We start from the raw sequence: 7296 nt of genomic DNA on the forward strand, positions 1-7296 counted from the left end.
ACCGCCCCCGGGCCCGCGGGGGCCGCCGGGGGGCCGGGCCGCGGCGGCGCGCGGGGGCGGCGCCGCCCCCCCCCGCGAGGGCCGCGCCACGGTCACCATCGCACACTGGGGGAGGGCCTCCGTGCACCTGCTTTTGCAGACGGTCATGCTCGGCGTGCTGATCGGCGGCGTGTACGCGCTCCTGGCGTCCGGGCTGACCCTCATCTTCGGCGTCATGGGAATCATCAACGTGGCCCAGGGCGCGCTGCTGATCCTTTCCGCGTACATCGTGTGGGTGGTGTGGGGGGCCACCGGCCTGGACCCGATGTGGATCAGCGGGGTGATGGGGCCGGTCATGTTCGCGGTCGGCTACGCCCTGTACCGCCTGCTCATCGCTCGGGTGCGCGGGTCGCACGCCACCATGTCGGTGCTCCTGACGTTCGCCATCGCGGTCACCTTGGAAGGCATCATGGGACTTGTCTGGACGGGGAACTTCCGCTCGGTCACCCCGCCTTACTTCTCCAAGTCCCTCCGCGTCGGCGAGTTCTTCTTCCCGACTGCGCAAGTTTACGGCTCCGTCACGGCCGTGGCGGTGTTGCTTCTTTTGTACCTCGTGCTCTCCAGGACCAAGGCGGGCCGGGCGATCCGCGCGACGGCGCAGAACCGGCTGGCCGCGCAGCTCGTCGGGGTCGACGCTGACCGCGTCGCGGCCTTCACATTCGCCCTGGGCGCGGCCACGGCGGGCGTCGGCGGGGCGATCCTCAGCGTACTCTACCCGTTCGCTCCCGGTTCGCACTACCTATGGATCTCGCGGCTGCTCGGCATCATCGTGCTCGGCGGCATGGGCAGCCTGCCGGGAGCGGCCGCCGGCGCCGTGATCCTCGGCGTCGCGGAGACGCTCACGTCGACGTACATCTCGCTGAAGTGGGCGACGGTCGTGTTCTACGCCGTCATCTTCGTGGTGCTCCTCATCCGGCCGCAGGGGCTCCTGGGCACGCGGCTCCGAGAGGATGTGCAGGCATGAAGGCGCCCTCCTCGCTCGGGCGACTCGGCCCGTGGGCCGTGCTCGCCGGCATCGCGCTCCTTGCGGCGCTGCCGGCGGTCATGCACAACCAGTACTACCAGAACATGCTCCTGCTGACGTTCCTATTCTGCGTCCTCGGCAACGGCTGGAACATCATGGCCGGCTACGCGGGGTACGTCTCGCTGGGGCAGAGCGCGTTCCTGGGGATCGGCGCGTACACGGCGGCCATCCTCGCCGTGCGGTGGCACGTCTCGCCGTTCCTCGTCGCACCGCTGGGCGGCGTGGCGGCGGCGCTTTTCGCCCTCGTGGTGGGGCTCGTCGTGCTGCGCACGCGCGGCCACTCCTTCGTGATCATCACCATCGCGTTCCTGTTCATCATGCAGATCGTGGCGCTCAACTGGTCCGGGCTGACGAACGGCTCCACGGGCATCACCCTGCCGCTGCCGCCGTTCCATAAGCCGTGGCAGACGGCGCCGTTCTACTGGTACATGCTCGCGCTGGCGGCGCTGTCCCTCTGGATGTCGGCGTGGATCCGCCGGACGAAGTTCGGCATGGGCCTGATCGCGATCCGCGAGGACGAGGACAAGGCGGGCGCAGTCGGGATCAACACGACGATCTACAAGGTGACGGCGTTCATGGCGAGCGTCTTCCTGACCGGCGTCGCCGGCGGCGTGTACGCGTACTACCTCACGTTCATCGACCCGATCGGCATGTTCAGCATTCTTGTCAGCGTGCAGACCGTCCTCGCGGCGATGCTCGGCGGGCGGGGCACGGTGTGGGGCCCGGTCCTGGGCGCGTTCATCCTGGAGCCGCTGAACGAGGCATCGTACGCCTACTTCGGCAGCAACCAGTCCCATCTCATCGTGTTCGGCGTGGCGATGATCCTCATCGTGCTGTTCCTGCCGCGCGGCATCATCCCCACCATCGGCGACTGGTGGACGGCGAGGACGGCGGCGGTGCGGGCTGCGTCCGGCCGGGCGCAGGCCGCGGCCGCGGGAGAGGGGGATCCCGCATGAACGCGATCCTTCGCGTGGAGCGGCTGAACAAGCGCTTCGGCGGCGTGCACGCGGTGCGCGACTGCTCGTTCGACGTCCGCGAGGGCACCATCACCGGCCTCATCGGTCCGAACGGGTCCGGCAAGACGACCGTCTTCAACCTCATCACCGGCATGATCCCGGCGGACGGCGGCCGCGTCGTCTTCGCGGGGCAGCCGATCGAGCACCTGCCGCGGTGGGAGCGTGCGCACCGGGGGCTTGCGCGCACGTTCCAGATCACGCGGCTGTTCCGCGACATGACGGTGCTGGAGAACGTCGTGGCGCCGCTCGACCGATTCTCCTGGCGAGCGCTCGTGCGCAGCGCGGTGAGCGGCGCGGAGCGCCGGCGGGCTCTGGAACTGCTCGACTTCGTCGGGCTGGCCGGCCTCGCGCACCGCAGGGCCGGGGAACTGTCCTACGGGCAGCAGAAGCTCGTCGAGTTCGCCCAGGTGCTCATGCAGGACCCCAAGCTGATCCTGCTGGACGAGCCGGCGGGCGGGGTCAACCCGGCGATGATCGACCGCATGGCCGGGCTCGTGAAGGAACTGAACCGACGCGGCACGACGTTCCTCATCGTCGAGCACAACATGCCCATGGTGATGAGCCTCTGCAATCCGGTCATCGTGCTCGCGCGGGGCAGCAAGATCGCGGAGGGCTCGCCGAAAGCGGTGCAGGACAATCCGGCCGTGCTGGAAGCCTACCTCGGCGACTCGGCGCCGCCCAGCCAGGGAAGCGCTTCCTGAGAATCCGCACGCCACTGGAATCGGGGGTCGGCAGGATGCTTCTGGAACTCGAACAGGTCGTGGCTGGCTACGGCCGCGGGGGCAACATCTTGAACGGCGTCGACCTCGCCGTCGACAAGGGGGAGCTCGTGTGCCTCATCGGCCCGAACGGGGCCGGCAAGTCGACGGTCCTGCGGGCGGTCAGCGGCCTCATCCCGACGCGCTCGGGGAGCATCCGCCTCGAGGGAAGGGAGATCGGCTCGCTCAGCCCGCAGGCGCTCCTGCATCTCGGCATCTCTCACGTGGCGCAGGGGCGCACCGTGTTCCCCGGCATGACCGTACGCGAAAACGTGTTGATGGGCGGCTACTCCATCCGCGACCCAAAGCTTTTGAGGCAACGGCTGGCGTTCGTCCAGGAGCTGTTTCCGATCGTCGTCGAACGCGCGAACGACCTGGCCGGCAACCTCTCCGGCGGGCAGCAGCAGCTCGTGGAGATGGCGCGCGCGCTCATGCTCGCGCCGAAGGTGCTGCTGCTGGACGAGCCGTCGCTCGGCCTGGAGCCGCGCCTTTCGGACCTTGTGTTCCAAAAGGTGCGCGAGCTCTGCCAGGCCGGAGTCGCCGTGCTGATGGTGGAGCAGAACGCGCGCCGCGGCCTCATGCACGCGACGCGCGGCTACGTGCTGGAGTTGGGGCGGGTGCGCCTGGAGGGGCCGGGACCGTCCCTCCTCGACAATCCCGAGGTCAAGCGCCTGTACCTGGGAGAGAGCGGCGGGAGCTAGGCGAGCCGGTCCGCCATCCAGTCGGCCATCTGGGGACGGTACTTCGTCGGGATGTTGTTGCAGACGTGGTTGCCGTCCTCGAACATCCAGATCTCCTTGGGGCCGGCGGCCTCGTCGTAAATGCGCTGCGCCTGCGGCCACGGGACGATGCGGTCCTGACGGCCGTGGATGACGAGGAGCGGGCAGCGGATGCGCTCGGCCACGCCGTCCAAGGTGAGGAGGCGCGACCGGGCGCGCGCGTCCTCGGGCGAGGCGGCCCACTGCCGCACCTGGTATGCGCGCCGCGTGAGCTCCGGCAGCGCGTCCCACTCGCCGAAAATGTCGTAGCCGCCCCCGCAGACGACGACCGCCTTCAGCCGCGGCTCGAACGCGGCCGTGCGGGCGGCGTAGAAGCCGCCCAGGCTGACGCCGACCGCGCCCACGCGCGTCGCGTCGAGGTCCGGGCGCGTTTCGATCCAGTCGATGACCGCCGCGGCCACGCGCTCGTAGTGCGGGTCGATGGGATGCTGCCACTCCGACTCCCCCTGGCCCGGCCCATCCACGGCCAGCACGGCCATCCCCCTCGCGGCGAAGTCCCGAGCGTAGAACGTCAATTCCTCCTTGACCGAGTCGAGCCCGGGGTAGATGACGACGACCGGCGGCCGCTCGCGGCCCTCGGGCCAATGGAGGATGCCCGCCATGGACCAGCCGTCCATCGGGATCTCCACGCGCTCGCAGCGCGGGCGGAGGTGGGGCATGGCGCGCGAGAAGGCCCGGACCGTGGCCTCGTGCGCCGCGCGTTGCTCGTCCCGGCGGTGGACGAAGAGGAACTTGCCGAAGTGGTAGTAGATCGACGCACGGAGGAAGTGTTCGCCGGCCGTGACCGCGTGGCCGCGCCGCTCTTCAAGCTCTCCCATGCGCTCATATTCCGCGGCCGCGGCCGACCACGCCGCGCACCACTCGTCCCAGCTGGAGATGGCCGAGGTGATCCGGAAAAAGTCGTTCATGTCGACGCCGTTGGCGACGAACCGCGGCGCCCAGTGATCAATAGCGGCGGCGACCAGCGCATCGCGCATCGCGGACGGATGCCCTCCCCGCCCGCGGAGGGACGAGGCCCCTTCCGCAGGTATGCAATCGTTTGCGTTATTGCGGAAGGATTTGTGCGCCGGGGCTGGATCTCCTCCCGGGCCCGTACGCTTTTGGACTCAACGCGACGGGGAGGAAGGGGATCGGTCACAGGCGACGAAGCAATCGTTTGCATCTATCCCGAAGATCGGAGGGGACGCCCATGGCCCGGATCAGCTACGTCGATCCGGACAGCATCGAGGATCCGGAGATCCGCGAGTTCATCGAGGAGGCCCGGCGCGTCGGCACGCCGCGTCCGGAGATCCAGGCGATCCGCGCCCACCAGCCGGACGTCATCCGGACCTTCGTGTACACGTGGAAGCGGCTCTTCAAGGGGGGCATCGTCGAGCACGAGCTCAAGGAGCTTATCCGCGTGCGTGTCTCGTCGAGCCTGGCCTGCTCGTACTGAGCGGAACAACGGTCTGTTCGGTCCGAACAGCAGGTCGTCGCCGAAGACAAACTGTCCCAGCTGTCGAATTACGAGGAGTCGGACGCGTTCACCGAACGGGAGAAGGTCGCGCTCCGCTACGCGGACGCCATCACCTGGGATCCCGACAGCGCCGACGATAAGATGTGGGAGGACTTGCACCGCCACTTCACGGAGCCGGAACTCGTGGAGCTCGGCGCCTTCATCGGCTTCATCGCCGGGGGCCAGCGGTGGATCAAGACGCTCGGCGTCAAACACGGAGAGCTCTTCGCCGACAACACCGTGGGGCTGAGCCCGAAGGTGGCGAGCGAGCTCCAGGGCGACCGTCGCGCGGAGGCGTCCGGCTGAGCGTTTGCGCAGAAGTGGCGGGTGGAACCGGGGAGGCGGAACGTGGAGCTTGCCGGCCAGATCGTCATCCCCATGCCGAAGGCGCGCGTGTGGGAGGCGTTGAACGACGTCGCCATCCTTGAGAAGGCGACGCCGGGATGTCGTGAATTGCGGCCGGTTGAGGACAACCGGTACCAGGCCGTCGTGGAGCTCGGCATCGCGGCCGTGCGCGGCCGGTACGAGGGGACGCTGGAGATCGTCGACCGCCAACCGCCTGACCGCTACCGCCTGCGGCTGTCCGGCAGCGGCGGCCCGGGATTCGTGGAAGCCGAGCTGGATGTCGCGCTGGAGGAAGGCGCGGCGGGCACCACGGTGCGGTACAGCGGCCAGGCGCAGGTGGGAGGGCCCATCGCCGCCGTGGGCCAGCGAGTGCTGGGCGGCATCGCCAAGCTCATCCTCGGCGACTTCTTCAAGGCTCTGGCGCGCGAGGCGACGGCGAAGTTCGGCGGCTGAAGCGTGAAGCGCCGCCTTCGGTGTCGCCTCGCCCTGCAGGCCGTCACCCCTGCGCCGGGAACGCCAGATCCGTCTCCGGAGGCACATGTCCCAGCTGCCGGCCGATCACGACAAGCTGGCCCTTGTGATGGAACTCGTGCGTGATGGGGTGGAGGAGCAGCCAGCGCGGGGTGACGGTCAACCCCTCCGGGCGCCAGGACAGGACCCGATGCAGCGGCTCGTCGATCCTGTCCGCGAAGTGTGCCAGGAAGCGGTCCACCAGCGCGTCCACCTCGGCGAACGCCGCGCGCACGCTCGCCGGGTCCGGGTGGTCCTCGAAGCGAAGGTCGCGGCGGGGCTGCTCCAGCCCCACGTGCTCAAGCCAGTACAGGTAGCAGTCCGCGGCGTGCACGTGCAGGTTGCGCATCGACCCGCCCAATGGGAAGCCGGACAACTCCTTCGTGTACGCGCCCGGCGGCAGGCTTTCGAGGTATTCGAACAGCACGGCGCGCGAGCCGCGCACCCAGCCGTACAGCTCCTTCAGGTCACGGATCATCGGAACCGCTCCTCTCCCACTTCACATCCGCTTGGCGGCTGAACAGGCTCGACAGGACGTCTCAAGCCGGGGGCGCCTGGACGAAGTCGAACCGCGCGCAGGCGGGCCGTTTCGCCCGCCGGCTGCTCGATGACGGCCAGGTTGGCCACGCGGAGGGTCCAGGCGAGGTCCACCTTCGAGAGAAACTCCTTCACGGCCGGCAGCCGCTCCCGGTGGACGTCGTGCTGGGCCAGGGTGATGTGGGGCACCCAGGCCCCCGGGCGGTAGTATGGGCTGGCGCAGGTGGCGAGCGGCAGCAGACGCTCCCAGAGAGCCTCGTGCAGTTCCTCCAGCTCGCGGGTCCTCTCCACTTCGACGAACACCACCGGCGCATCCCCCTCGAACACGCCAAGGCCCGTCGTGCGCACCGTCATGGGTTTCGCTTCCCGCGCGACCTCTCGCAGCACGGACTCGACGACGTCGAAGCGGTAGCCGGCGGCGATTTGCCACGAGAAGTGGGGAATGGGCGTGACGCGGATGCCCCGGAGGCCGAAGCGGTCGTCGAGCTCATGCCATAAATGCTCGACCAGGGCGTAGGGCCCGGGTTCGAGAATCGTGGCGACGCTGTGCACGGGCGGACCTCCTCCGCGGCGGCAACGTGGTCGTCTCTTCCAATTTCCCACGGGCTGGATCGCCGCCGCAAGGATGCGAAGAGGCGGGATGGGCCGCGCCCACCCCGCCCGGGTTGCGCTGTGCTGCGCTTCAACCCGCTCAGCCCACGCGCTCCGGCCGCCGCTCAATACTCCAGGTGGCTGCTCGTCGTGATGCGCCGACGGAAGATCCAGTACGCCCACGCCTGGTAGCCCAGGATGA

10 protein-coding genes are annotated in these 7296 nt (G+C 69.1%); 7 read left to right on the plus strand and 3 right to left on the minus strand.

The window, feature by feature from the left end; translation table 11 throughout:
* The first annotated feature begins 121 nt into the window (after positions 1–121).
* Genes IRZ18_07475 through IRZ18_07490 form a run of 4 tightly spaced genes read left to right on the plus strand, consistent with a single transcriptional unit; the run spans position 122 to position 3538 of the window.
* Positions 122–1003, plus strand: coding sequence for a branched-chain amino acid ABC transporter permease (locus IRZ18_07475; protein MBX5476942.1), 882 nt, complete (start codon positions 122–124; stop codon positions 1001–1003).
* Complete coding sequence (locus IRZ18_07480) at positions 1000–2019, plus strand: branched-chain amino acid ABC transporter permease (protein ID MBX5476943.1); 1020 nt, start codon at positions 1000–1002, stop codon at positions 2017–2019. The genes IRZ18_07475 and IRZ18_07480 overlap by 4 nt, the downstream gene beginning before the upstream one ends.
* Entirely contained in the window at positions 2016–2780 is a 765-nt protein-coding gene (locus IRZ18_07485; GenBank protein ID MBX5476944.1) for an ABC transporter ATP-binding protein, read from the plus strand. The genes IRZ18_07480 and IRZ18_07485 overlap by 4 nt, the downstream gene beginning before the upstream one ends.
* A gap of 35 nt (positions 2781–2815) precedes the next feature.
* Complete coding sequence (locus tag IRZ18_07490; protein MBX5476945.1) at positions 2816–3538, plus strand: ABC transporter ATP-binding protein; 723 nt, start codon at positions 2816–2818, stop codon at positions 3536–3538.
* Here IRZ18_07490 and IRZ18_07495 read toward each other — a convergent pair.
* The gene (locus IRZ18_07495) at positions 3535–4593 is read right to left on the minus strand and encodes an alpha/beta fold hydrolase (GenBank protein ID MBX5476946.1); all 1059 of its coding nucleotides are present in this window, start codon (positions 4591–4593) and stop codon (positions 3535–3537) included. The two genes, IRZ18_07490 and IRZ18_07495, sit on opposite strands and share 4 nt — an antisense overlap.
* Positions 4594–4805: 212 nt before the next feature.
* On the opposite strand from IRZ18_07495, the gene IRZ18_07500 reads away from it, so the two are divergent.
* The 3 genes from IRZ18_07500 to IRZ18_07510 all read left to right on the plus strand — a co-directional run bounded on the left by IRZ18_07500 (position 4806) and on the right by IRZ18_07510 (position 5909).
* A complete protein-coding gene (locus IRZ18_07500; GenBank protein MBX5476947.1) occupies positions 4806–5051 on the plus strand; it encodes a hypothetical protein in 246 nt (81 codons plus the stop codon).
* A gap of 174 nt (positions 5052–5225) precedes the next feature.
* The gene (locus tag IRZ18_07505; GenBank protein MBX5476948.1) at positions 5226–5417 is read left to right on the plus strand and encodes a hypothetical protein; all 192 of its coding nucleotides are present in this window, start codon (positions 5226–5228) and stop codon (positions 5415–5417) included.
* A gap of 72 nt (positions 5418–5489) precedes the next feature.
* Complete coding sequence (locus IRZ18_07510; GenBank protein MBX5476949.1) at positions 5490–5909, plus strand: carbon monoxide dehydrogenase subunit G; 420 nt, start codon at positions 5490–5492, stop codon at positions 5907–5909.
* Positions 5910–5952: 43 nt separating this feature from the next.
* On the opposite strand, the gene IRZ18_07515 is transcribed toward IRZ18_07510, so the two are convergent.
* Together IRZ18_07515 and IRZ18_07520 are read right to left on the minus strand one after the other, a co-directional pair.
* The gene (locus IRZ18_07515; GenBank protein ID MBX5476950.1) at positions 5953–6444 is read right to left on the minus strand and encodes a DinB family protein; all 492 of its coding nucleotides are present in this window, start codon (positions 6442–6444) and stop codon (positions 5953–5955) included.
* On the minus strand, positions 6441–7055 hold the full coding sequence (locus tag IRZ18_07520) for a 2'-5' RNA ligase family protein (GenBank protein MBX5476951.1): 615 nt from the start codon (positions 7053–7055) through the stop codon (positions 6441–6443). Before IRZ18_07520 ends, IRZ18_07515 begins: the two co-directional genes overlap by 4 nt.
* Between the last annotated feature and the right edge of the window lie 241 nt (positions 7056–7296).

The sequence above is a fragment of the Clostridia bacterium genome, from assembly GCA_019683875.1.
Classification (GTDB): Bacteria; Bacillota; Sulfobacillia; order RBS10-35; family Bu92; genus Bu92.